This is a genomic window from Fertoeibacter niger (genome assembly GCF_009380135.2).
GTDB lineage: Bacteria > Pseudomonadota > Alphaproteobacteria > Rhodobacterales > Rhodobacteraceae > Fertoeibacter > Fertoeibacter niger.
Map to the genome: position 1 here is coordinate 101,120 of NZ_WHUT02000009.1, position 24,086 is coordinate 125,205.

28 protein-coding genes are annotated in these 24,086 nt (G+C 64.8%); 12 read left to right on the forward strand and 16 right to left on the reverse strand.

The annotated features are described in order from the left end of the window. Positions 1-3 precede the first annotated feature (3 nt). The 3 genes from GEU84_RS15300 to GEU84_RS15310 are packed head-to-tail and all read left to right on the forward strand — an operon-like array spanning position 4 to position 3,234. Complete coding sequence (locus GEU84_RS15300; RefSeq protein WP_152827572.1) at positions 4-1,002, forward strand: ABC transporter ATP-binding protein; 999 nt, start codon at positions 4-6, stop codon at positions 1,000-1,002. Next, positions 999-1,769 (forward strand): L-iditol 2-dehydrogenase, encoded by a 771-nt coding sequence (locus GEU84_RS15305; protein ID WP_152827570.1) that lies wholly within the window; start codon positions 999-1,001, stop codon positions 1,767-1,769. Before GEU84_RS15300 ends, GEU84_RS15305 begins: the two co-directional genes overlap by 4 nt. A gap of 1 nt (position 1,770) precedes the next feature. Continuing rightward, positions 1,771-3,234, forward strand: a complete 1,464-nt coding sequence (locus GEU84_RS15310; protein ID WP_152827568.1) for a mannitol dehydrogenase family protein — start codon at positions 1,771-1,773, stop codon at positions 3,232-3,234. Here the strand turns inward: GEU84_RS15310 and GEU84_RS15315 are convergent, their stop codons facing one another. From GEU84_RS15315 to GEU84_RS15335, 5 genes are all read right to left on the reverse strand, one after another. Continuing rightward, on the reverse strand, positions 3,235-3,909 hold the full coding sequence (locus GEU84_RS15315; RefSeq protein WP_152827566.1) for a DUF1028 domain-containing protein: 675 nt from the start codon (positions 3,907-3,909) through the stop codon (positions 3,235-3,237). 222 nt (positions 3,910-4,131) lie between these two features. Continuing rightward, complete coding sequence (locus GEU84_RS15320; RefSeq protein WP_152827564.1) at positions 4,132-4,548, reverse strand: RidA family protein; 417 nt, start codon at positions 4,546-4,548, stop codon at positions 4,132-4,134. Positions 4,549-4,557: 9 nt separating this feature from the next. After that, a complete protein-coding gene (locus GEU84_RS15325; RefSeq protein WP_152827562.1) occupies positions 4,558-5,730 on the reverse strand; it encodes a LysR substrate-binding domain-containing protein in 1,173 nt (390 codons plus the stop codon). Continuing rightward, positions 5,727-7,244, reverse strand: coding sequence for a 4-hydroxyphenylacetate 3-hydroxylase family protein (locus tag GEU84_RS15330; protein ID WP_152827560.1), 1,518 nt, complete (start codon positions 7,242-7,244; stop codon positions 5,727-5,729). Before GEU84_RS15330 ends, GEU84_RS15325 begins: the two co-directional genes overlap by 4 nt. A 96-nt stretch (positions 7,245-7,340) precedes the next feature. Next, entirely contained in the window at positions 7,341-7,796 is a 456-nt protein-coding gene (locus GEU84_RS15335; RefSeq protein ID WP_174539911.1) for a transcriptional regulator, SarA/Rot family, read from the reverse strand. Between the two features lie 165 nt (positions 7,797-7,961). Between GEU84_RS15335 and GEU84_RS15340 the strand changes: the two genes are divergently transcribed. Continuing rightward, a complete protein-coding gene (locus tag GEU84_RS15340) occupies positions 7,962-8,390 on the forward strand; it encodes an organic hydroperoxide resistance protein (protein ID WP_152827558.1) in 429 nt (142 codons plus the stop codon). A gap of 58 nt (positions 8,391-8,448) precedes the next feature. Here GEU84_RS15340 and GEU84_RS15345 read toward each other — a convergent pair whose 3' ends face one another. From GEU84_RS15345 to GEU84_RS15360, 4 genes are all read right to left on the reverse strand, one after another. After that, entirely contained in the window at positions 8,449-10,020 is a 1,572-nt protein-coding gene (locus GEU84_RS15345; protein WP_152827555.1) for a GMC family oxidoreductase, read from the reverse strand. 14 nt (positions 10,021-10,034) lie between these two features. Further along, positions 10,035-10,532, reverse strand: a complete 498-nt coding sequence (locus GEU84_RS15350) for a Twin-arginine translocation pathway signal (RefSeq protein ID WP_174539912.1) — start codon at positions 10,530-10,532, stop codon at positions 10,035-10,037. A 106-nt stretch (positions 10,533-10,638) separates the two neighbouring features. Then, positions 10,639-11,034, reverse strand: a complete 396-nt coding sequence (locus GEU84_RS15355) for a VOC family protein (protein ID WP_152827551.1) — start codon at positions 11,032-11,034, stop codon at positions 10,639-10,641. A gap of 129 nt (positions 11,035-11,163) precedes the next feature. Then, entirely contained in the window at positions 11,164-11,457 is a 294-nt protein-coding gene (locus GEU84_RS15360) for a ribbon-helix-helix domain-containing protein (RefSeq protein ID WP_152827549.1), read from the reverse strand. A gap of 228 nt (positions 11,458-11,685) precedes the next feature. Between GEU84_RS15360 and GEU84_RS15365 the strand changes: the two genes are divergently transcribed. Continuing rightward, on the forward strand, positions 11,686-12,975 hold the full coding sequence (locus GEU84_RS15365) for an AGE family epimerase/isomerase (protein ID WP_241427719.1): 1,290 nt from the start codon (positions 11,686-11,688) through the stop codon (positions 12,973-12,975). A gap of 273 nt (positions 12,976-13,248) precedes the next feature. On the opposite strand, the gene GEU84_RS15370 is transcribed toward GEU84_RS15365, so the two are convergent. After that, positions 13,249-13,740 carry a hypothetical protein gene (locus GEU84_RS15370; RefSeq protein WP_152827545.1) on the reverse strand — a complete coding sequence of 164 codons (492 nt, stop codon included), beginning with the start codon at positions 13,738-13,740 and terminating at the stop codon, positions 13,249-13,251. Between the two features lie 149 nt (positions 13,741-13,889). After that, on the reverse strand, positions 13,890-14,621 hold the full coding sequence (locus tag GEU84_RS15375) for a Crp/Fnr family transcriptional regulator (protein ID WP_152827543.1): 732 nt from the start codon (positions 14,619-14,621) through the stop codon (positions 13,890-13,892). Positions 14,622-14,714: 93 nt separating this feature from the next. Between GEU84_RS15375 and GEU84_RS15380 the strand changes: the two genes are divergently transcribed. Next, entirely contained in the window at positions 14,715-15,092 is a 378-nt protein-coding gene (locus tag GEU84_RS15380) for a hypothetical protein (protein ID WP_152827541.1), read from the forward strand. A gap of 54 nt (positions 15,093-15,146) precedes the next feature. Further along, positions 15,147-15,641: a Dps family protein gene (locus tag GEU84_RS15385; RefSeq protein ID WP_152827539.1), complete on the forward strand. Its 495-nt coding sequence runs from the start codon at positions 15,147-15,149 to the stop codon at positions 15,639-15,641. Between the two features lie 44 nt (positions 15,642-15,685). On the opposite strand, the gene GEU84_RS15390 is transcribed toward GEU84_RS15385, so the two are convergent. After that, positions 15,686-16,495, reverse strand: coding sequence for a response regulator (locus GEU84_RS15390; protein WP_152827537.1), 810 nt, complete (start codon positions 16,493-16,495; stop codon positions 15,686-15,688). Between GEU84_RS15390 and GEU84_RS21155 the strand changes: the two genes are divergently transcribed. The 4 genes from GEU84_RS21155 (at position 16,482) to GEU84_RS15410 (ending at position 20,755) form a co-directional block, all read left to right on the forward strand. Beyond that, positions 16,482-16,742: a NepR family anti-sigma factor gene (locus GEU84_RS21155; RefSeq protein WP_338144815.1), complete on the forward strand. Its 261-nt coding sequence runs from the start codon at positions 16,482-16,484 to the stop codon at positions 16,740-16,742. The two genes, GEU84_RS15390 and GEU84_RS21155, sit on opposite strands and share 14 nt — an antisense overlap. Continuing rightward, a complete protein-coding gene (locus tag GEU84_RS15400) occupies positions 16,739-17,323 on the forward strand; it encodes an RNA polymerase sigma factor (protein WP_152827534.1) in 585 nt (194 codons plus the stop codon). Before GEU84_RS21155 ends, GEU84_RS15400 begins: the two co-directional genes overlap by 4 nt. 23 nt (positions 17,324-17,346) lie before the next feature. Then, positions 17,347-19,068, forward strand: coding sequence for a sensor histidine kinase (locus GEU84_RS15405; RefSeq protein ID WP_241427720.1), 1,722 nt, complete (start codon positions 17,347-17,349; stop codon positions 19,066-19,068). A 133-nt stretch (positions 19,069-19,201) separates the two neighbouring features. Further along, the gene (locus GEU84_RS15410; protein ID WP_241427721.1) at positions 19,202-20,755 is read left to right on the forward strand and encodes a phospholipase D family protein; all 1,554 of its coding nucleotides are present in this window, start codon (positions 19,202-19,204) and stop codon (positions 20,753-20,755) included. Positions 20,756-20,759: 4 nt separating this feature from the next. Here the strand turns inward: GEU84_RS15410 and GEU84_RS15415 are convergent, their stop codons facing one another. Further along, positions 20,760-21,794 (reverse strand): AI-2E family transporter, encoded by a 1,035-nt coding sequence (locus GEU84_RS15415; RefSeq protein WP_152827529.1) that lies wholly within the window; start codon positions 21,792-21,794, stop codon positions 20,760-20,762. 216 nt (positions 21,795-22,010) lie between these two features. Between GEU84_RS15415 and GEU84_RS15420 the strand changes: the two genes are divergently transcribed. Next, on the forward strand, positions 22,011-22,208 hold the full coding sequence (locus GEU84_RS15420) for a CsbD family protein (RefSeq protein ID WP_152827788.1): 198 nt from the start codon (positions 22,011-22,013) through the stop codon (positions 22,206-22,208). A 173-nt stretch (positions 22,209-22,381) separates the two neighbouring features. On the opposite strand, the gene GEU84_RS15425 is transcribed toward GEU84_RS15420, so the two are convergent. From GEU84_RS15425 to GEU84_RS15435, 3 genes are read right to left on the reverse strand one after another with little or no spacing between them, the layout of a single operon-like run. Beyond that, positions 22,382-23,275 carry a hypothetical protein gene (locus tag GEU84_RS15425; RefSeq protein WP_152827527.1) on the reverse strand — a complete coding sequence of 298 codons (894 nt, stop codon included), beginning with the start codon at positions 23,273-23,275 and terminating at the stop codon, positions 22,382-22,384. Next, the gene (locus tag GEU84_RS15430; RefSeq protein WP_152827525.1) at positions 23,259-23,663 is read right to left on the reverse strand and encodes a phage holin family protein; all 405 of its coding nucleotides are present in this window, start codon (positions 23,661-23,663) and stop codon (positions 23,259-23,261) included. The genes GEU84_RS15425 and GEU84_RS15430 overlap by 17 nt, the downstream gene beginning before the upstream one ends. Further along, positions 23,660-24,082, reverse strand: coding sequence for a hypothetical protein (locus GEU84_RS15435; RefSeq protein ID WP_152827523.1), 423 nt, complete (start codon positions 24,080-24,082; stop codon positions 23,660-23,662). Before GEU84_RS15435 ends, GEU84_RS15430 begins: the two co-directional genes overlap by 4 nt. Positions 24,083-24,086: the final 4 nt, after the last annotated feature.

Here is a 24,086-nt window from a genome sequence, read left to right on the forward strand (position 1 = left end):
AGTATGGGACAGATCACACTCAAACAGGTGCGCAAATCCTTTGGCGATGTGCATGTCATCCCCGGCGTTGACCTGCGCATCGAAGAGGGCGAATTCGTGGTGTTCGTCGGCCCCTCGGGCTGCGGCAAATCCACCCTGCTGCGCCTGATCGCTGGGCTGGAGGATACGACCTCGGGCACGATCGAGATTGACGGCAAGGATGCCACCTATCTGCCCCCGGCCAAGCGCGGGCTGGCCATGGTGTTTCAAAGCTATGCCCTTTACCCGCACATGTCGGTGCGCAAGAATATCGCCTTTCCGCTGAAAATGGCGGGGCTGGATCAGGCCGAGATTGACCGCAAGGTTGAGGGTGCCGCCAAGGTGCTGAACCTGAACAGCTATCTTGACCGCCGCCCCGGGCAGCTTTCGGGCGGCCAGCGCCAGCGTGTTGCAATTGGCCGCGCCATCGTTCGCAGCCCGCAAGCCTTTCTGTTTGACGAACCGCTGTCGAACCTTGACGCCGCCCTGCGGGTGAACATGCGGCTGGAAATCAGCGAGCTGCACCAGAAGCTGAAAACCACGATGATCTATGTAACCCATGACCAGGTGGAGGCCATGACCATGGCCGACAAGATCGTGGTGTTGCAGGCGGGCCGTATCGAGCAGGTCGGCACCCCGATGGAGCTGTATAAAACCCCCGCCAACGTGTTCGTCGCGGGCTTCATCGGCAGCCCGAAGATGAACCTGATCGCAGGGGCCGAGGCCGCCAAGCACGGTGCGACCACCATCGGCATCCGCCCCGAACATGTGCAGGTGTCGGCCACCAGCGGGTTGTGGCAGGGCCGCGTGGGTGTGTCGGAACATCTGGGGTCTGACACGTTCCTGCATGTGACCACCGACATGGGCCTTTTGAACGTGCGGGCCGGGGGCGATGTCGCGCTCTATCATGGCGATACCGTCTGGCTGACACCCGATTTGGCGCATCTGCACCGATTTGATGCGAAAGGTCTGGCAATACGATGAGATTGCAGGGAAAATCCGCCATCATCACCGGGTCGGCCCGCGGCATCGGCCTGGCCTTTACCCGGGCCTATGTGGCCGAAGGTGCCACGGTGGCCATCGCCGACATCAACCTGCCCGCCGCCGAGGCGGCCGCCGCCAGCATCGGGCCGGGGGCCTATGCGGTGCATCTGGATGTGGCCGATCAGGCCAGCATCGACGCCTGCGTGGCAGCGGTGGTTGCCCGCACCGGCAGCCTCGACATCCTGATCAACAACGCCGCCCTGTTCGATCTTGCGCCAATAGTCGAGATCACCCGCGCCAGTTACGAACGGTTGTTCACAATCAACGTGGCAGGCACACTCTTCATGCTGCAAGCGGCTGCAAAGCAGATGATCGCGCAGGGGCGAGGCGGCAAGATCATCAACATGGCAAGCCAGGCCGGGCGGCGGGGCGAGGCTGTGGTGGGCGTCTATTGCGCCACCAAGGCCGCCGTCATCAGCCTGAACCAGTCGGCAGGCCTCGATCTGATCAAACACCGCATCAACGTGAACGCCATCGCGCCCGGCGTGGTGGACGGCGAACACTGGGACGGCGTGGATGCCCATTTCGCCCGGCACGAAGGCCTTGCCCCCGGTGAGAAGAAAAAACAGGTCAGCGCCGCCGTGCCTTACGGCCGCATGGGCACAGCCGAAGACCTGACCGGCATGGCCATTTTCCTTGCCTCGCCCGAGGCTGATTACATCGTCGCCCAGACATACAATGTCGATGGCGGCAACTGGATGAACTGACATGCCCCTTTCAAACGCCACCCTTTCCAGCCAGCCCAACCGCGTCGCCCTGCCCGGCTATGATCGTGCGGGACTGACCCCCGGCATCGTGCATATCGGCTGCGGCAATTTCCACCGCGCACATATGGCGGTGTATCTGGATGATCTGTTCGCGCTTGGCGGCGATCACGACTGGGCCATCCTTGGCGCAGGTGTGCGCCCCGGCGATGCAGCCATGCGGGAAACCCTTGCCGCGCAGGATTACCTGTCATCCGTCATCGAACTGGCCCCCGGCGCGCATTCCGCCCGCATCATCGGCGCAATGACCGGCTTTGTGCCGGTGGAACCCGGCAATGCCGCGCTGATCGCCGCCATGGCTCAGCCCAGCATCCGCATCGTGTCGCTGACCGTGACCGAAGGCGGCTATTACATCGACCCAAAGACCGGGACATTCAGCCCCGATCACCCTGACATCCGCCGCGACGCTGCCACTCCCGCCGCTCCCGAGACCGCCTTTGGCGCGATCATTGCGGCCTTGTCCTCCCGGCGCGCGGCGGGTGTGCCTGCCTTCACGGTGATGTGCTGTGACAACGTTCCGCACAACGGCCACGTCACGCGCGATGCCGTGGTGGGTCTGGCCCGGCTCAGCAACCCCGAACTGGCTGACTGGATCGCCGCCACCGTGGCCTTCCCCAATTCCATGGTAGACCGCATCACGCCCGCCACCGGCCCGCGCGAACGGGCCATGGCGGCGGATATGGGGCTGGACGATCAGGCCCCCGTCACCTGCGAAACCTTCCGGCAATGGGTGATGGAAGACCACTTCCCCGCAGGCCGCCCCGCGCTGGAAAAGGTGGGCGTCACCTTTACCCCGCATGTCGATGCGTTCGAGACGATGAAGATCCGCATCCTGAACGGCGGCCACGCGATCATCGCCTATCCCGCCGGCCTTGCCGACATCGAATATGTGCACGAGGCGCTGGCCGATCAGCAGCTGCGCGCCTTCCTTGATGCGGTGCTGACGCGCGAGGTGTTGCCCATCGTGCCCCCGGTGCCCGGCGTGCATCTTCCCGACTACAAGGCATTGATACTGGAACGTTTTTCCAACCCCGAGGTGGCCGATACCATCCGCCGCCTGTGCCTTGACGGATCGAACCGCCAGCCGAAATTCATCATCACCTCGATCCGCGATGCGCTGGCTGCGGGGGGGGATGCAGAAGGGTTGATCCTGCTGTCGGCCCTGTGGTGCCGCTATTGCCATGGCACGACTGAAAGCGGGGCGGCCATTGCGCCCAACGATCCGAACTGGGACATGTTGCAGGCCCGGGCCATGGCGGCGCGGGACAATCCGGCGGAATGGCTGGGCATGGCCGAGGTGTATGGCGATCTGGCGCAGAATGCGGCGGTGGTGGCACGGTTCAGCACCGCGTTGCGCGCCGTCTGGGCGCGGGGCAACCGGGCGGTGATCGCCGACTATCTGGGGTAGCTATTCATCCCCCGGGACGCCGTAAGACGGGGCCACGGTCGGGTCTTCGGCGCGCTGCACATAGGCGTCCATCTGCGGGCGATACACATCCCACGCGGCTTGCAGGGCAGTGATCGGACAATCATCTGTCCAGTCGCAGCGCAGATCGACGATCGGCCATGACAGCCGGTCGACGATCTTCATCCCCGCCGAATGCACCGGCCCGGCCTCGCCCCCCGCGGCAAGGCCGCCGTGCAGGGCGGCCATCAGCCTGTCACCGAACGACCCCGCAGCGGCCGCATAGGCCGCCAGCATCGCCGCCGGAATACCGTTATTGGCCAACAGGTTGCCACCCGCCGCCACATTCTCGGCCCGTTCGGTTTTCCATATCCCCAGGGAATGCGCCCCCGACAGCACGCCGCCGCGCCCCTGCGCATCCACGATCAGCAACTGGCGGAAGGCGATATGCGGATGGCTGTTCGCCACGGTCAGCAGCGCATCATCGGCCGACATCCCGCGCTCCATCAGATCCAGCAGCGCGGGCCCCAGTGCAGGGTCTGTGATGTTCTGGCTGGCCACCACCCCCACCCCGGCCCGCGCATGGGCGCAGCGCGCGGCGACAGCGGGCGAGGAAGAGGCGATCACCATGCCGAACTGGCCGGTTTGCGCGCAGCGGGCGATGAGGGAAAAGGTCATGCAAGGCTCCTGTTGCCGGTCGCCGGGGGCGCGTCGCCCCCCGGACCCCCAGAGGATATTTGCGTCTGGAAAGAGAGCGCGGCCCCCTCTCTTTCCAGACAGAAGTATCCCACGGGGTGATGAGTGTTAAGAACCCCTCCGGTGGAGGGGTTCAGCGAAGAACGCCTGGCCACAGGCCAGGCTGGGGGGGTGTGAAACACCCGGCGCGTTGAAACGGCTCCATCAGTCGGGGATCACCGCCGTCGCGTCAATCTCGACCAGCCAGTCGGGGCGGGCCAGAGCGACGACCGTGAGACCCGTGCACACCGGATGCACACCCTTTATGTATTCGCCCATGGTGCGGTAGACCGCCTCGCGGTGGCGCACGTCGGTCAGATAGACAACCAGTTTCACCAGATGGGTCATGTCGCCCCCGGCCTCGGTGATCAGCTGGCGGATGTTCTGCATCACCTTGTGGGTCTGTTCCACCGGGTCATGGGAGTTGATGTTCTGCGCGGTATCCAGATCCTGCGGGCATTGGCCGCGCATCCAGACAGTGCTGCCGCCCCGGGTGACGACGGCCTGGCACAGGTCATTGTCCAGCCGCTGTTCGGGATAGGTATCGCGGGTGTTGAAGGGGCGGATGCGGGTGTGGGTCATCATGTGGCCTTATGCGTCGAGGGCGAAGTGGTCGCGGCAGAACCAGAGAAAATGTTCGGCCATGGGCGAGGGTGTGGTGCCGCGCCGCTGCGCCAGCACGATGCGGCTGGGCGGAGCATCGCAGGCCAAGGGGCGCATGACCAGCGGGCGGCCGTCATAGCTGTGCATCGTGGCCGGGCGGGTGGCCAGCAGGGCGTAACCCAGACCTTGCGCCACCAGCCCGCGCACCATTTCAAAACTGGCCGAGCGGTGGGCGATGCGCGGTTCCACCCCCGCCGCGCGCAAGATGCCGGGGAAGTAATAGCGCGAGGGTGGCGCGTTCAGCAGGATCATCGGCAGGTCGCGCAGGTCTTCGGGGGTGATCTCTGCCCGCGTGGCAAGGGGATGGGGTTCCGCCAGCAGCACATAGGGCGGCAGGTCGATCAGCGGAATGGTTTCAAGGTCGGGCGACAGGCCAAGGTCATAGAGCAGCGCCAGGTCGGATTCCCCGGCCAGCAGGCTTTCCTGCACCCGGCGCTGGTCGCCCTCCACCAGCGAAAAATCCATGTCGGGGGCGGCGTCGGTCAGGCGGCGGATCATCTCGGGCAGGATATGCGGGCCGAAGGTGTGAAAGCAGCCGACCGACAGGCGGCGGGCCGAGGCCTGACGCCCCGCGGCGATCGAGGATGCGCCGTCGATGCGTTCCGGGCTGCCGTAGGAACGGTGGGTGTAGATGAGGGGTGAGCCGGGGGTGCCGAGGTGGACGGCCTGCACCTCGCCGATGAACACGTAATGCGTGCCGACCTGTTGCGATGAGGTGACGGTGCAGTCGAAGGCCACCAGCGGGTCGGCAGCGCGGGGGGCGCCGCCGGGCATCGTGACCCATTGGGTGCAGTCGAACTTGTCGGCCACCTGATCGCGGAAGCGGCCCGCGAACGTGTCGGCGATGAAGGATTGGTCGTCGCGCAACACATTCACGCAGAAGGTGCCGTTGCCGAGGATCAGGGTGGCGGCGGGCGACAGGTGATGCACGCAGACCAGCAGCGTGGGCCGCGTGGTATCGGCGGAGACCGATGACATCGCCGAGACTGTGACGCCCGCCCTGCCATGTGCCCCATCGGTGGTGATGATGTTGACCGTGGCGGCGGCCTGGCTCATCCCAGCCAGAAACCGGTCGCGCAGGCTGGCGGTCTGTTCCATCATTCTGCTGCGGCGCGGCTGGGCTCGCCATACCATTGCGTCAGGGTGGAATCGCCGGATTTCAGGGGTTTGCCCCCCATCACGCGGTCTGACAACCCGGCGGCCCCCTTGACGAAGGACAGCGGGCCATCCCAGTCGAAATTGCGGTAGACGGCGGCAAGGTGGGCATAGGCCGGGGCCTGCGCGAACATCTGGAAGGTCAGCCGGTGGCCCGCATAATCGGAATTCAGCATGTCGCGGGCGAAGGCCAGCAGCTTGCGGCGGTCATCGGCCACCCATTCGTCGTTGATGGTGTAGTATTTGTCGAGCCAGGGTTTCGTTTCGGGGTGGCGGAAGCTGGCGGCGTCTGGCGTCACGCAAATCTGGCCACCACACAGGTCGCGGGCGATATGCATCATGTGGTGCAGTTGAGAGCAGGCCAGCACCCGGCCGGAGTATAGCAGCGACTGGTTGGGCATCATCAGCCCTGCGGGAGAGCGTTCGCCAAGGGTAATGGCGGCGGTCAGATGGGCGTTGATCCCCTCACGATACACCGCGAGTTCGGCCAGTTTTTCCTGCACGGCCTGCTGTTTGTCCAACCCCGTCTGGCGGGCGTTGAACAGGGCGGCGCCGATCATCATGTCGGCCAGCTTCAGGTTGCGCTGCACGAAGGCGAAGGCGGAATAGCGGTGCAGGCAGGACCGGATGAAGGTGGCAGCCCGCGTGTGCCGGTAGAACAGCACGTTTTCCCACGGGATCAGCACGTTGTCGAAGATGACGATGGTATCCACCTCGTCGAACTTGTTGGCCAGCGGGTAATCCTCGGCCGGGGCGCGGCCCGCAAAACCTGTGCGGCAGATGAATTTCAGGCCGGGCGAGCCCAGATCGCAGATGAACCCCACCGCGTAATCCGACATCGCGGAATTGCCCCAGTTGGCAATTGTCGGCTTGGTGAAGGCCTGATTGGCATAGGCGGCGGCGGTTTCGTATTTCGCACCGCGCACGATCAGGCCCGCATCGGTTTCCTTCACCACATGCAGCAGCATGTCAGGATCCTGATCCTGCGGTGCCTTGGAACGGTCGCCTTTCGGGTCGGTGTTGGCGGACACATGGAAAGGGTCGGTTTTCAGCACGCGGGTGATGTGGTTTTCGATGTTGCGGGCGAATTGCGGGTCGATTTCCGCCAGCACGTCCTGCCCGTCGAACAGCGACCACATTTCGCCCACCGTTTCATCGCCCACGCGGGTGACGATGCCGCCCACATCCTCCAGCACCGCATCGGTGGCGCGGCGTTTGGCCCACCAGTCATCTTGCGTGTAGGGCAAGGCGTTGCCGATGGCGTTCACCTCGTCGCCGTCGCGCACGGTCATCACCGCTTCGGTTTTCACATCATGCGCCATGTCGTAGATCCGCGCGCGGATATCGACCAGCGGCTTGAACTGCGGGTGCAGGGTGACGTCGGCCACCTTCTGGCCGTTGATATAGACCTCGCGGCCATCGCGGATGGAATCACGGTATTCGGCGCCGGTGCGGATCATGGGAGGTTCCTGCTGCAAGACGGGGATGGCGTGCAGGATGCGCCCGGCCCGTGTTAGGCGAAAGCATGAATTTCTGTCGCCGGGATTAGGACTGTCCTAATCAATTTGCGGGCGTGGCGTGCCATTCAACAGGTCACGCAGGCGCCGCAGGGTGGCAAGGCTGGAATCCGCCTCGTCGCGCGTGATGCCAAGCGCGGCGGCCATGCTTTCGGGAATGCGCTGCGCGGCGAAGGCCGTGTCGATGCCCGCCGGGGTCAGGTGGATGAACACCCGCCGCTCATCGGTTTGCGAGCGTTCGCGGCGCAACTGGCCCGCAGCCTCCAGCCGTTTCAACAGCGGCGACAGGGTGTTGGTCTCGATGCCCAGATCGTCGGAAAGCTGCCCCACCGCCTGACCGTCCTGCTGACCCAGACTGAGCATCACCAGAAACTGCGGATAGGTCAGCCCAAGCGGATCAAGCAGCGGTTTGTAGGCCCGGTTAAAGGCATGGCTGGCGGCATAAAGGTTGAAGCACAGCAGCGCTTCGGGCTTGGGCAGGACAGGTGGTGTCACGGCGGCAGACTTTCAGCGGGATGCGGCTATGTATATCGCGCGCGATACAATCGCAATCGGTTGACAGCGGGCGGAGGAAGCCGATATGTATATCGCATACGATACAAGCGTTTGCGATACAATTGTTCGCCAACGCACGCAACGCCCCAGGTAAAGGACGGAATGATGAGCGTCGATGTGAAATACCGCACCCAATCCACCGCCACCGGCGGGCGCGACGGGCATTCGAAAAACGCCGACAGCGCGCTGGATGTGAAGATGGTCACGCCCAAGGCGCTGGGAGGCCCGGGCGGTGACGGGGTGAACCCCGAGCAGTTGTTCGCAACCGGCTATGCCGCCTGTTTCCTTGGCGCGATGAAATTCGCCGCCGGGCAGATGAAACTGGCCGTGCCCACCGATACCACCGTGACCGCCGATGTGGGCATCGGCCCGCGCGATGACCAAAAGGGGTTTGGGCTGGATGTGGAACTGCGCATCAGCCTGCCGGGGATCGAGGCCGAAACGGCGGACAAGATCATCGCGGCAGCGCATGTCGTCTGCCCGTATTCCCATGCCACGCAAGGCAACATCAGCGTGAAACTGACCCGCATCTGAGCGGCCGCAATGCAAGACGGCGCCCAGCAAGGGCGCCGTTTCCATGCGTCGGCCGTGGTCAGATCGTGCCCGCCGCCATTTCCCTTGCAATGTGGTCGGCCTGCCGGATCGCCAGTGCCACGATGGTCAGCGTGGGGTTTTCCGCTGCACCGGTGGTGAACTGCGAGCCGTCCGAGACGAACAGGTTCGGCACATCATGCGTCTGGCCCCATTTGTTCACCACGCCGTCACGCGGGTTTTCCGACATGCGGTTGGTGCCAAGGTTGTGGGTTGACGGATAGGGCGGCGTGGGCAGCACCCTTGTGGCCCCCACAGCCTTGTACATCGCCATGCCGCGCTCGTAGGCGTGGTTGCGCATCGCCACATCATTGGGGTGATCGTCGAAATGCACGTTCGGAGTGGGCAGGCCGAACTGGTCTTTCACATCCATGTTCAGCGTAACGCGGTTGGTTTCCTGCGGCATGTCCTCGCCCACGATCCACATGCCGGCCATGTTTTCATAGCTGTCCAGCGCGGTGGTGAATTCGCGCCCCCAGGCCCCCGGATCAAGGAACGCGGCCATGAACGGCAAGCCAAGCGCCAGGGTTTCCAGTTCATACCCCCCGACGAAACCGCGTTCGGGGTTGTGGCCCGCTTCGTCCTGCACGATGCCGGCCATGGTGGTGCCGCGCCACATCTTGACCGGCTTGTCGAACACGCCATAGACCGACCCGGTGACATGCCGCATGTAGTTGCGCCCCACCTGGCCGGATGAGTTTGCCAGCCCGTCGGGGAACATGTCTGACGCCGAGTTCAGCAGCAGGCGCGGGCTTTCGATCGTGTTGCCCGCCACGCAGACGATGCGCGCCTTCTGCACCACCTGATTGCCGTCCTTGTCGGCGTAAAGCACGCCCGTCACCTTGCCGGATGCGTCATGCTCGATCTTCAGCGCCATCGCGCGTTCGCGCACCTCAAGGTTGCCGGTCGCCTCGCCATCGGGGATCTCGGTATAGGCGGTGGACCATTTCGCCCCCCATTTGCAGCCCTGAAAGCAGAAACCGGTCTGCTGGCAGGCAATGCGGTTGCCCGCATCGGTGGACTGGATCGCCATCCGCCCGGTATGCACATCCTTGTAGCCAAGCGCCAGCGCGCCCTTTTCAAACACCTTGTAGTTGTTGTTGCCGGGCAGGCCGGGGCGGTCGCCGGTGCGGGTCACGCCCATCTTTTCCTCGGCCTTGTCATACCAGGGGGCCATTTCGGCGCCGTCGATCGGCCAGTCCAGCAGATTGGCGCCCTGCACCGGGCCATAGTTGGTCAGCGCCTTCCATTCATGATCCTGAAAGCGCAGGCTGGCCCCGGCCCAATGGGTTGTCGTGCCGCCCACCGCCTTGACGATCCAGGCGGGCAGGCCCGAGAAATCTTTCGCCACGCGCCAGTCGCCGCTGGTGGACCGCGCATCCAGCCAGGCCAGCTGGCCGAAACTGTCCCATTCGTCGTTCAGATAGTCTTCGGGCAGGTAGCGCCCGCCAGCCTCCAGCGCCACGACCTTGACGCCCTTTTGCGCCAGTTCGTTGGCCAGCGTGCCACCCCCGGCCCCGGTGCCGATGATGACAACGACGGAAGCGTCCGTCAGTTCGAATTTCGCAACCATTGGATCAGCCCCCCTTACAGCCAGTTGATGTCGTCAAAGCCGCGCTCGATATAGCCGCCCTGACTGAATGACTCGCCCTCATAGCCGAACAGCGGCCAGACGGCTTTCTGGTTGTAGAGGCCCGTCACCAGACCGCCGCGGATTTTCTGGAAGAAAGCCGATTGTTCCATGCCGCGCAAAATGTCCACGCGGTCGCGTTCCCATCCGGTGCCAAGGTAGGACGGGTGTCCCGCCCCAACCGCTGCGGCGTCAAGCGCGGCAATCCCGGCCTCGATCTCGGCGGCAGCCTCGGCGGTGTCATAGCCTTTCACGGCAATCGCATAGAATTCGTCGGCGATCCGGTCATGCGGGTAGATGTCGCGCGCCATCTGGATCAGCGTCGCCATGGTTGCGGGTTTCAGCGCCACGGTTTCCATGGCCCAGGCGGCATTCGGTGCCGCGACAAAGCCCGCGCCCACCACGAATGTCGCCCCAAGCGCCACGGAACGCGACAGAAGCTGGCGGCGGGTCATGCCCTTCCTGGCTGACGGATCTGGCCTGGGTGATTGGTTACTCATCGTATCTCCTCCCTGGGTGTCGTCGATGTGTTGGGCGGCCCCTCCCCGGGCCGCCGGTCGGTCACAGATACCGGCCGCCGCGTTGCAGCACCTCGATCTGATAGCCGTCGGGGTCGGCAATGAAGAAAAACCGCGCGATCACGGTGCCTGCGGGCGCGAAATCCACCAGCTTGCGCGGGGCAAGACCCGCCTCTGTCAGCCGGGCATGTTCGGCGTTCACGTCATCGACCGAAAACGCCAGATGGCCGTAACCGTCACCCAGCGCATAGGCCTCGGTGCGGCCCTTGTTGACCGTCAGTTCCAGCTCGAACCCGGTTTCCGGGTTGCTCATGTAGATCAGCGTGAAACTGTCGAAATCCAGCCTGTCGGCCACGGCCAGCCCGAAAGCAGCCGTGTAGAATCGCACCGACCGTGCCTCGTCAAGCACGCGGATCATGCTGTGTATGGCCTTTGCCATGCTGTTCCCCCCTTTTGGCGCGGTCTGCTGCGCCACAGGGTCAAGGGTGCAAGACCGGGGGAAACACCGGGTAGTAGCAGGATACTACGCAGGCCATTTGTGACCGGTCGCGACTAATACCTTAGTCGGTCATTCCGCTGCCAGCAGATGCGCAGCACCGTGGCCCGCACGCTCCAGATGCACAAGACAGGTGCAGCGCAGCAGCGAGGTGAAATTGGCAGGCTCGCCATGCAGTTCCAGCACCTCGCTGTGCAGTTTCGACATGAAGGCCGGGGTTGTCATGCCTTCGGCCAGCGCAATGTCGTCAAGAATGCCCCAGAAGGTGTTTTCCAGCCGGATCGACGTGCTCTGCCCGTTCAGCCGAAGCCTGCGTGTGGTCAGCGCATAGCGCGATGGCGCCTGGCCTGCGAAGATACGGCACATGTTCATCCTCCCCGATGCACGATTGGCCAGCGCGGTGCAGGGGCAGGCGAAACCCCCGCCCGGGCATGAGCGATCATAGCGCGCTTTGGGCCAAAGTCCATTTCCTGAACGCCATGCGGCTTTGCCCCGCTGTCACCTTGCCGCAATATGCGGTATGTCGGCCCAGACATGATTTGAACCGCCATGACAGACCCGGCACCCAGCCCGGGCACAGACAAAGGTGACGGGATGACAGACGGACGACTCGCAGCCGCAGCATGGTGCGGCACTGGCGGCCCCGATTTCACGCAGCGCCCGGCGCACCGGCTGTGGCTGCTGGATCAGGCACGCGGATTGTTTGATTTCTTTCTGCCGGCGCTGAACGCGGCGGGCGGGTTCTTTGCGCTGGACAAAGCGGGCCAGCCGTTCGAGGGCCCCGCCGGGCGGCTGCGCCACCTGCATGAAACCACCCGCATGGTGCATTGCTATACCATGGCGCATCAACTGGGCCTGCCGGGGGCAGACCGGATGATCGACCACGGCATGCAGTTTCTGTGGAACGGGCACCGGGACGCGGCGCATGGCGGCTATGTCTGGTCACTGGATGATGACGGCCCGGTGAATGCCACGAAACAGGCCTATGGCCATGCCTTTGTGCTGCTGGCGGCGTCATCCGCCAAGGTGGCGGGGCATCCCGATGCCGACCGGCTGCTGGGCGACATCACCGAGACGCTCCATGCGAGGTTCTGGGATGCGGCGGCCGGGGCCACGACCGAGGAATATGCGCAGGACTGGGCGCCGATCAGCGGCTATCGCGGGCAAAACTCCAACATGCACCTGACCGAGGCGCTGATGGCCGCGTTCGAAGCGACGGGCGATCGCGACTATCTGGATATGGCGGGCCGCATCGCCAGCCTGATCATCGACCGGCATGCGCGGGCCGAAGGCTGGCGCGTGGCCGAGCATTTCGACGACCAGTGGCAGCTTGACCGCGCCTATCGCGGCGATCCGATGTTCCGCCCGTTCGGCACCACCCCCGGGCATGCGCTGGAATGGAGCCGCCTTCTGGTGCAATTGTGGCAGTTGGGCGGGCAGCAGCAGGATTGGCTGCATGAGGCGGCGCAGGCGCTGTTCATGCACACCTGTGCGACCGGCTGGGACAAAGCCGCAGGCGGGTTTTACTATACGCTGGACTGGGACGACCGGCCCGAACAGGCCGACCGTTTCTGGTGGCCCTGCGCCGAAGGCATCGCGGCGGCGGCAGTGCTGCGTCAGGTAAGTGGCGATGCCGCGTTCGAGGAATGGTATCGGCGGATCTGGGGCTTTGTCGCGCAACATTTCATCGACCGCGCATCCGGGGGCTGGTTCCCCGAGCTGGACCCCGCGCTGCGGCCGGTGAACCGGGTGTTTCAGGGCAAACCCGATCTTTACCATTCGGTGCAGGCCTGCCTCATCCCGCTGGTGCCCGCCAATGGCAGCGTCACGCGCGGATTGCGCGACGGGGGCTTGCGCGACGGGGGGCTGGGCCTGCTGGCCTGAGAAAAATCTGCGGCAGAGCCGGGAACCAAAGGCAGGATGCGGCGTTCAATGATCATACCGGCGGAAACTGCGCCCCCAGCGCACTGTCCCTGTCCTGCCGGTATCTGCGCCGCCGGGGTGTGATCCCTCGTGCCCCGGCGGCTGTCTTTCCCTTGCTGATCCTGCGCGCCGCCCTTCGGGGTGGCGCTTTTTTATGTGCCAGGCCGGTGCAAGGCATGAAAAAACCCCGGCAAACTGCCGGGGTTCCTGTCGTATCTCCGATGCCGGAGGCGATCAGCCGTCGATGCGGGTGGAGATTTCCTGCGCAAAGCTGGTCACAAGCGCATTGTAAACCTCGGTGCTGGTCGGGGTCAGCACGGTCACGTCAACACCTTCGGGGATGAAGACGGTGGCCTGCTCCATCGACACGGCCAGATCGAACGAGTGGAAATTGCTGTTGTCGTTCGCGTCGGTCACGTTGATCTGGCCGCGCAGCATCGACTGGTCAAGGCCGGCCGCCACTTCGAAAGCCGAGGCAAGTTCGACCTCGGACACATCGACGCTGATCTTCATGCCGGCATCAGCCAGGCGGTCGGTCAGTTGCGCGGCGATGGCGCCTTCCAGATCGGCCTCAAGGTTCTTCCAATAGGTCGCAGCCTCGGCGTTTTCCAGCGCGGTCAGTTCGACCGTCACGTCGATTTCACCGATTTTTGCCAGATCCTGTGCGGCGACAGGCATGGCAAAGACAGCGCCCAGAAGGGCGGGAAACAGGAATGTGCGGGTCATGTTGGTCTCCGTTGCAGATCAGGTCTTGCGGGCAATTCCGCGTTTTCTGTCAGGTAGGCCGGCCAATCCGGCCAGCGGGGCGGGTGGGCTGTGTGCCTTCCCCTCCGATGCAGTTGAAACGCGGGTGGCGCGTTCCGGTTCCCGTGAATTCACATCAGCGGGCGGATTTCGGGTTTTTCCAGATCCACCAGCGCCAGCTTGGCCAGTTCCGACCGCGCGGGAATGTGCAGCCGTCCGTCGCGCCAGTTCAAAAGCTGCAATTCGCGCAAACGGGCCAGCGTCTTGTTGGTATGCACCAGCGACAGCCCCAACGCATCGGCCAGATCCTGCTGGCGGAAGGGCAGCGGAACGGCGCCCTCCACCGCCAGACCCACGGCGGACAGCCGCTCATACATCCTGAGCAGCGCCCAGGCCACGCGCTGCGTGGCGTCGCGCTGGCCCAGTGATGCGATGGTTTCGCCCAGAAAATGTTCCTCGACCGCGGAAATCCAGGTCAGGTCATAGGCCCGGCCCGGCTGCGCGCGGAACATCTGCCACAGTTCGCCACGGTCAAAGACGCACAGCACCATATCCGACGACGCCTCGACGGAATGTTTCATCTCGCCCATCAAACCGGCCTGCAACCCCGCGAAATCGCCGGGAAAAAGAAAGTTGATCACCTGACGCCGGCCGTTTTCCAGTGTCTTGTAACGTATGCCCTGCCCGCGCAGCACGGTGTAAAGCTGCGGGCTGTTCGAACCCTCCATCAGAATGGTCGTGCCCCGGTCAACCGACAGTTCGCCCACCTTGAATTTCTGCATGAACACCACCTCCTCGGCGGTGAAGGGGGTAAAGATGGTGCGTTTCCGCAGCGGGCAGGCAGCGCAGGCTACTGGGCTCATGGGGGCCTCAAAATAAAAACGCGGGGTATGTCGCAGTTAAATGCGCGCGCTGCCGAAACGGTTCCATATGCCGGCTTACAGAAGGAGCATGCCATGGCGGCGAACGCGGCAGAACGGGCGGCTTATCTTATCGTCCTGAAGGAACAGCTGGTGGCACAGGATCTGGCCGAGGCGATTGCAGAACATGATCCGGACGCCAGGGTTATCCTGGCGCATGACACCGCCGAGGCGATGCGGCTGCTGGCTGGCCAGGGTCTGAAGCTGGTGCTGGCCTTTCTGGGCATGGCCCCGGCGGCACTGGCCAGCAGTGGCCTGGCCGACCCCGAGGCGCGCGTAGTGCTGATCGGCAACGAGGCCGAAGAAACCGGCGAAGGCCCGGGCTGGTGGGTGCTGGAACGGCCCTTCACCTCGGACTGCGTGCGCGACCTGCTGGAACGCGCCGGGCGGCTGTCCGGAACCGCGCCCGCCTGAGCGGCGTTGCATGTGCGATGGCCCGGGCGGCCGCAGCAACCGAAAGGACAGCATATGGCAGATGCAATGGATGTGGTGGCGAAAGCCGCAACGGTGAAAACCGGCGTGCGTGACGTGAAACCCGTGGCTAAGGGATTGGCCGAGATTCTGGCCGACACCTACCGGCTGATCTTCAAGACCCATGCCTATCACTGGAACGTCGAAGGGCCGATGTTCTTCTCGGTGCATAACCTGACCGAGATGCAGTATGAGGACATGTTCAAGGCTGCCGATGCGGTGGCCGAACGCATTCGCGCGCTGGGGCAACTGGCGCCCATGCGGATGGCCGACATCATGAAGGCATCCGTCATCGCCGACCTGCCTGACCAGCCCTCGGCGCAGATGATGGTGGAGGATCTGGCGAAGGATCACGAAAAGATCGCCACGCGGCTGCATGCCGTGGTGGAACTGGCCGAAGACCACAAGGATCCGGTGACGGCGGACCTTTTGACCGGGCGTTCGGCGTTTCACGAAAAGGCGGCCTGGATGCTGCGCGCCACGGCGAAGTGATCAGCGTGTGGCGGCCCCGGCACAACGCCGGGGCCGTGGCCGTGTCAGGCGTTCAGCGTTTCGGTCGAGGCAAAGAACATCGCCTGGCTGACGGCAGAACGCACCTGATCTTCGGCATAGGGTTTGGTGATCAGGAAGGCAGGTTCGGGCCGTGTGCCGGTCAGCAGGCGTTCGGGGAAGGCAGTGATGAAGATCACCGGCAGATCGGTGAAGTTCTTCAGGATGTCATTCACCGCGTCGATGCCCGACGAATTGTCGGCCAGCTGGATGTCGGCCAGGATCAGGTCGGGCCGTTCGCGCGCGGCCAGTGCCACGGCCTCGGTCCGGGTGCGGGCGATGCCGGTGACCTGATGGCCCATTTCGCGCAGGATGGCGGAAATATCCATGGCGATGATCGCCTCATCCTCGATGATCATCACCCGGCCCGCCACCGACTGCGCCATTTCGCGCTGTGCGATGGCCACCAGTTCGGCGGCCTCTTCGGCGTCGATCTGCATGATCGCGCCGATTTCCTCATGCCGGAAACCCTCGATGGCATGCAGCAGCAGCGCCTCGCGGGTGTTGGGCGTCAGTTCGGCCATATGTTCCTGCGCGCGGGCCGACAGGCGGGTGTCAGGCTCGCCCAAGGGCGCGCCGGCGCTGGCCCAGACAAGGTGGAACACGTGAAACAGCGCCACCTTGGGGCTTTCGGCCACGTCGAAAATGCTGGAATCCTCTAGAACCGCCTCCAGCGCGGCGGCGGCGAACCTGTCACCAGTTTCCTGACTGCCTGTCAGGGCGCGGGCATAGCGGCGCAAATACGGCAGATTTGACCCGATCAGGGTGGCCAGGTCGGGCGTGGTGTCGGACGGCATGAAAAACTTCCCCTGTGCGTGTTTTTTCGGGAACCAAACTCTTGGCATCGCGTTTGGTTCCACGGAAGATACTAAAATCGGAAAGCAGATGTTGGGACAGATGGCACAGGAACGCGACAAGGCAGGACTGCAGCAGCAGATCGACGAAAATCTGAAGCGGGTCTATGACGAGGCGCTGGAACAGCAGGTGCCGGACCGTTTCGCGCAGCTTCTGGCCCAGCTGCGGGAAAAGGACGCCAAGAAATGACCGCCGCAGCACCGCTGCCGGTGGCCACACGCGACCCGCGCGATGAACTGCCCGACCATCTGCCCGCCCTGCGCGCCTTTGCCATCAGTCTCACGCGCAACGTGGCCGCCGCCGATGATCTGGTGCAGGACACCATCGTGAAGGCCTGGACGAATTTCGACAAATTCCAGACCGGCACCAATCTGCGGGCCTGGCTGTTCACCATCCTGCGCAACACCTTTTATTCCGACAAGCGCAAGCACCGCCGCGAGGTGCCCGACCCCGAGGGGATCCATGCCGGGGCATTGTTCGTGAAGCCCGACCATGACGGGCGCATGGCCTTTGCCGAATTCAGCAAGGCATTCGACAAGCTGACCCCTGAACACCGTGAGGTGCTGATTCTGGTCGGCGCATCGGGTTTTTCCTATGAGGATGCGGCGGGCATGATGGGCGTGGCGGTCGGCACGGTGAAAAGCCGTGCAAACCGGGCACGGGCAAGGCTGGCCGAAATGCTGCATCTGGATCAGGGCGAGCAGATGTTTTCCGGCGTTGATGGCGCGATGCAGGCCGTCATGTCACGGTCGGGGACAACGGCAGCATGAGTTTTGCCGGCTGGTGGCGGCGCATGACCGACAGGATCGGTTTCCGGCTGGCGTTTCTGCTGGCCGTGGCGCTGTTGCCGCTGGGTGTGGTGTCGGTGGTGCAATCCGCCGCCGTTCTGGACGAGGCGCGCGCAAGGTCAGAGGCGGCGCTGACGGGCGAGACGATGCGCGCCGCCGAAACCGCCGTGCGCCCGATCCAGCGGGCACGCGGGGCGGCCATGTCGCTGGCCGCAGCGGTAGAGCCGCTGATTGGCGACGCCGCCGCCTGTTCCGCCGTGATGCGCCGCGTGGCCGACGCCAGCGAGATTTATTCGCTCGTCGGCTTCATTCCCCTCGACGGGCAGATGGTATGCTCTTCCGTGGGTGCGTTCGATTTCAGCAACAACGCAATGCTTGCTGGCATCATCGAAGCGGCAGAGCCGACAATCATCCTGAACCCCAGCGGCCCGGTGTCAAAGGTGGCGGTGGTGGGTGTTTTGCACCCTGTCTTTGCGGCAGACGGGCGGTTGTTGGGGCTGGTGTCCATCTCTCTGCCGCACAGCAGCCTTGTTGCACGCGATGCCGAGGAAACCGGCCCGACGCCACCGGTGCTGATGACTTTCGGGGCGGACGGTGCCGTTGTGACTTCCTCTGCCGGGCTGGAGGCGGTGGCGGGACTGCTGCCCGCCAACCGCTCGCTGAAGGCGCTGGCAGGCCCCGATGATCTGGCCTTCACCGCTCCGACGGTGGACGGGCCCGAGCGGGTGTTTTCCGTCGTGCCGATCCTAGCGGGCACAATCTATGCGCTGGGGTCGTGGCCCGCCGAAAGCAACGCCTGGCTGGTCGAGGCGGTGCCTGCGGCCATCCTGCCCGCGCTGATGTGGTTGGCCTGCCTGCTGGTGGCCTGGCTGGCGACCGAACGGTTGGTGACGCGGCATATCCGCGGGTTGCAGGCGGCGATCACCACCTTTGCCGGGGGCAACCGGATTGTCGGGCGGATCGAGATCGAAGGCGCGCCGCTGGAACTGCGCCAGCTTGCCGGGGCCTTCGACAAGATGACCGACACGATCCTGCACGACGAGGCCGAACTGGAGGACATGGTTCACCAGAAGGAAGTGCTGCTGCGCGAGGTGCATCACCGGGTCAAGAACAACCTGCAACTGATCGCCTCGATCATGAACATGCAGATGCGACAGGCACGCTCGCCCGAGGCGAAGGTGCTGATGAAGGGCTTGCAGGACCGGGTGATGAGCCTTGCCACCATCCACCGCGAACTTTACCAGACCTCGGGCCTGACCGACATCCGCGCGGATGAACTGCTGTCCGACATCGTGCGCCAGGTGGTCAAGATGGCAACCGGCCCGGGGCGGCAGTTTGCCGTGACCACCAGCATCGGCGATCTGCGCCTGACCCCCGATCAGGCGGTGCCGCTGTCGCTCTTGCTGACCGAGGCGCTGACCAATGCGATGAAATACGCAGGCAGCCCCGATGCGTCGCCCCCCCGGCTGGATGTGGCGCTTCACCGCGTGGGTGGCACCGGGGCGGTGCTGCAGGTGACGAACACCCTTGGCCCGAAACCCGTGGCCCAGGACGGGCTGGAGGTCAGCACCGGCCTGGGCGCGCAGTTGCTGATGGCCTTTGCCCAGCAGGTCGGTGGGCAGGTGGATACCGAAGAGGTCGGCAGCACCTATCATCTGCGGGTGACATTCGAGGTGCGCCCGCTGGTCGAAGCCGAGGCGCGCAACCGAGCCGAGCGCCCAGAGTGACGACGCACGGCCAGGTAGCACATTCGGCCCGCGCAGGGCGGAATGGCTGGTATGCGCCAAAACATTCGGAACCCTGCCGTTCCTGCCGCGTTGGCCGGTGGGGCAAGGGAAAAAGCAGATGACAAATACAGGCATGGCACAACGCCCGCGCACGCGGGTTCAGGTCTTGCTTACGGCGGCCGAGGCTTTTCCGGCGCTGGAGCGCGCCTTTCTTGAGGCAAGGACAGAGATTCGCGGAAGTTTCCGTATATTCGACCCCACGACCCGGCTGCGTTCGCCCGAGGCGCAGGCGGTGGGTGAAACCTGGTTTGACCTGATCCTTCACACGTTGCGGCGCGGGGTGGCGATCACGCTTGTGATCAGCGATTTCGACCCGATCGCACGTGCGACATTGCACCGTGGCACCTGGAAATCGGTGCGCATGCTGCGCGCGGCGGCAGAACTGGCAGGGCCGGAGGCGCGGCTGAGTGTGACGCCTGCCATGCATGCGGCGGAAACCGGTGTGTTGCCCCGGCTTTTGTTCTGGCCGCAGATCATGAAGAAACTGACCCGCAGCGCAGGCTGGCTGAACCGTCTGCCGCCTGTCGAACAAGAGGCGGCGCTGCGCGACATGCCGGGGCTGGCGGAACGGCTGTGGCGCGCGCCGAACGGGCGCTATCGCCCGCGTCTGGCGTATCTGCCGCGGCTGTTCCCCGCCACGCATCACCAGAAGCTGGCTGTGTTCGACCGCCGCAAGCTGTATATCGGCGGGCTGGATCTGGACGAGCGCCGCTATGACACGCCTGACCATGACCGCCCCGGCAAGGAAACCTGGCATGACGTGCAGCTGATGATGGAAGGCCCGGTGGTGGCCGAGGCGCAGGCGCATCTGGAAAGTTTTCTGGCCGTGGTCGAGGGCAAGCAGCCCCCCGGCCCGCAGCGCCGCCTGCTGCGCACCCTGTCGCGCCGCCGCCGGTTCGAGGCACCCTTCTTTGGCCCCGAGCCGGTGGTGCATGAAATTGCCACGGCGCATGCAGCACTGGCCCGGCGCACCGACCGGCTGATCTATATCGAGACGCAGTTTTTCCGTGACCGGCATCTGGCACATCTGCTGGCCGGTCTGGCGCGGGAAAAGCCGGAATTGCAGATGATCCTGATCCTGCCCGCCGCCCCCGAGGATGTGGCGTTCGAAGGGCGCGACGGCATGGATGCGCGCTATGGCGAATATCTTCAGGCGCGCGCGCTGCGCATCCTGCGCCGGGGTTTCGGGCCGCGCCTGTTCGTGGGCGGGGCCGCGCAACCGCGCGCGCAGCGCAAGACCGGCGGGCATGACCGCGACCGGCTGAACGGCGCCGCGATCATCTATGTGCATGCCAAGGTGTCGGTGTTTGACGAGGATGCGGCCATCGTGTCGTCAGCCAATCTGAACGGGCGCAGCCTGAAATGGGATACCGAAGCCGGGGTTTACCTGAACACCGCGCGCGAGGTGGCCGAACTGCGCCGCCGGGTCATGGCGCATTGGCTGCCCACAGATGCCGGACCTGCGTTTTTCGACCAGGCCACCGCCTTGCAGGCCTGGAGCCATCTTGCCTGGCAGAACGCATCCCTGCCGCCCGCCGAACGCCAGGGCTTCATCCTGCCTTATGACATGAAGGCTGCGGCGGCATTCGGGCGCGCGCTGCCCGGCGTGCCACCCGAAATGATGTAGCCGGTCAGGCGGGTTTTGCCGCGCGCACCGGGCTTGCCACGGTGTTCAGCTGAATCACCCACAACAGCAGCGGTATCGCCACGATGCCGCCGATCGGCCCCCACAGCCAGATGCCGAACACCAGCGCCAGAAACACCAGCAGCGGATTCACCTCGGTATGCCGACCCACCAGCGCCGGGGTCACGAACTGGCCCTCCATCGCGTTCAGCGTCACAAAGGCGGCGGCGGGCAGCAGCGAATAGCCGCCGTCAAAGGCCGCCACGCCCGCGAACACCAGCGCGACCGCCACCAGAGCCGGGCCCAGATACAGCACGAAATTCAACAGGCAGGCCACCAGTCCCCACAATGCGGCACCCGGCAAACCCAGCAACTGCAAAGCCACCGCCGTCATGATCCCCAGCCCGATGTTGATCACGGTGATCGTCAGGAAATAGCGCGATACAAGCCGTTCCGCATCGCGCAGCCTGCGCGCGGTCTGCGCGCGTTCGGTGGGTTCCGACAGGCGGCGGGCGGCCCAGTCGTAAATATCCTGCCGCGTCATCAGAAAGAAGAACAGCGCACCCGCAAAGATCAGTAGCTGCGCTGCGAACGCCGGGGCCAGCAGCAGCGCATCGGTGACGCTGGGCAGCGCCATGCCCGGTTCACCCTCGGCGGCCTGCGCCTGTGGCGCAAGCGCCTGGCTGACATCATCCTTGAGGTCGGAAAAGCCGGCCAGCATCTGCTGGAAAAACGCCAGCGTGTCTTGCATGTCAGACCAGATCTTTGGCGCCTCTTGCATCATACGGGCAATGATGGGCTGCAAGGCCGCCCCCAGAATTGCCAGCAAAAGCAATGTCAGAAACAGGCTGACCAGCGCACCCACGACCGGCGGCAGGCCCAGCCTCTCACCGAAATCCGACACGGGCGACAGAACCACCCCCGCCACAAGCGCCAGCGCCAGTGGCGCAAATACGCTTTCCACCGCGTTCAATGCCGTGAACAGCGCCACCACGCCGATCACGATCACAGCGAAATGCGCCAGGCGCTCGATCCGGTCCATGCAGTTGATATCCCCCGTTTGGCCATGAACGCGCCGCAGGTGATCGGGTTCCACATTATTTTGCAGCCATGCCCGGGGCGGCAAGGCCTTGCCGGTCTTGCCACCGCCATGCGCAAGAATCTGCCCGGCCCCGCCAGGCGCGCAGGCCCGCAGGAACCCGCCAGCAAGGGCCGCGTTTGCCTTGTGTCAACACCGACACTGCCAAAGGAGATTGCGATGAACTGGGACCAGATCGAAGGCAAATGGAAAGAGCTCAAAGGCAAGGCCATTGAAAAATGGGGCGACCTGACCGATGACGAGGTGGATCAGGTGGCCGGCCGCCGCGAGCAGATGGTGGGTCTGGTGCAGCAGAAATACGGCCGCACCAAAGAAGAGGCCGAACGCGAAGTCGAGGAGTGGCACCGCGGCCTCTGACCACGGTTTCAGCGGCCTGTGACCGCGCTTCAATCGTCGAAAAGGCCCGCGCCGTTGCGCGGGCCTTTTTCGTGGCCTGTGCAGGAAGGCCCTGCGCGCGCCAGCCCCTGCTTGCTCAATGCAGAACGGCGGCAGGGTTTCCCCTGCCGCCGTCCGGTCTCGTTCACACAGGATCAGGCCCGGGCACGCCGCCCGCGCGATGCCTTGCGGTCGCGCCAGCGCTGCTGCGCCTCTTCCAGGCTTTCGGGGAAATCATCATCCTCGACATCATCCAGATCGTCTTCGTCCAGATCCGCGTCATCCGCATCGGTGGCTGCCGAACGGCGGCTGAGCACAGCACCCAGCGCGGCACCCAGGGCAAGCGCCACGGCACCGGCCACCATCGGGTGATCTTCAACCATGCGCTTGGCCTCGCGGCCACCCCGGCCCAACGCCTCTTCGGCGCGCAGGCGGGCGGCGTAGGCCTCTTCCCGGGCGGCGATGATGCGGGAGCGGGCGGCGCTGGACAGATCATCAAGCCCGTGGGCAAAACGCTCGCGCAGATCCTCGGCCAGATCGGCCAGAACCGCCGCGCGTTCTCCCATGTAATCGCGGGCATCGGCGGCGCTGTCTGACAGGTCGTCGCGCAGGCCGTCATAGGTCTCGCGCGCTTCTTCTTCCAGCTTGCGCAGGCGGGCCGATGCGGCGCGGCGCAGCTTGTCTACCCCTTCAGACCAGCGGCCTTCGGCGACCAGTTCCGCCTCGTCCACCACGCGGGCAGCGCGGCGGCGGGTGCTGCGCACCTCTTCCACCAGATCTTCGGCATCGTCATCGGTCCGGCTGCCCCGACCCAGCACCAGCCAGGCAAGGCCGATACCCGCGACCGCCACGGCCAGCGGGTTGCGGCGCACGGCATTGGTCGCCACCTGCCGGTAGACATCGGCATTGGACCGCAGCAGGCCAAGCGCCTCGCGCGTCAACAGATCGACGGTGGAACGGCTGAGCAGGCTGTCAAAGGCCGAGGCCAGTTTTTCACGGTTGCGGTCAAGATCGTCCTCGATCGACCGGGTGCTACGCTTGCGGGTCATGCGAGATCATCTCCTTCAAAATTTGGGCATCGCGGCGCAACTGCGCCGCAGCACGGCTCGGAACCAGACGGGCAGGATTGAGCGCGGCCAGACCGCGCCAGAGCAAAAGCCCGGCCAGACAAATAGTTACCAGCCCCACCACCAGCGGGGCATAAAGCGGCGGCACACCGGCCACGATCACCGCCAGCACCGCCGCATCGGCCAGCAGGATCAGGCCCACCAGCAGCAGCAGCGTTGCGGCCACGATCAGCCCCGCACCGATCAGGGCGCCCCGCAGATTGGCCGCCAGCTCGGCGCGGGCCAGCGCCAGTTCATCCTGCACCAGTGCCGTGCCCAGACGCAGCACTTCGGCAAGGTCGGACGGCTGGCCCTGCGGGCGGTCGGTCATGCGCGCGGCGTCCGTCCGTTGCGGGGGGCGGCGGCGCGGCTGAGCAAGAGGCCCAGCACCACCGCGCCGGCCAGCACGACCACCGGATTGCGGCGGGCAAAGGCCTGTGCATCGTCGATCATCGCAGGCAGGCGCCCGCCGCGCAGACCATCGCTCAGTTCGCGGGCCTTGTCCGACAGGCCATGCGCCGCGCGGCGGGCATAACTGCCTGCATCGTCGGCCAGATCATCCAGGTCTTCGGCCAGTTCAGCACTGCGGTCGGCAGCGGCCTTGCGCGCCCGCGACAGGCCGCGCTGCGCGCTGGAGGCCACGCGTTCGGCGGTATCAAGCGCCTCATCTGCGGCATCATCCAACGCCTGACGGGCTTTGCCACGCGCGGCGGCGGTCTTGCGGGTGACGGTGTTCATCGGTTTGTTCATCGAA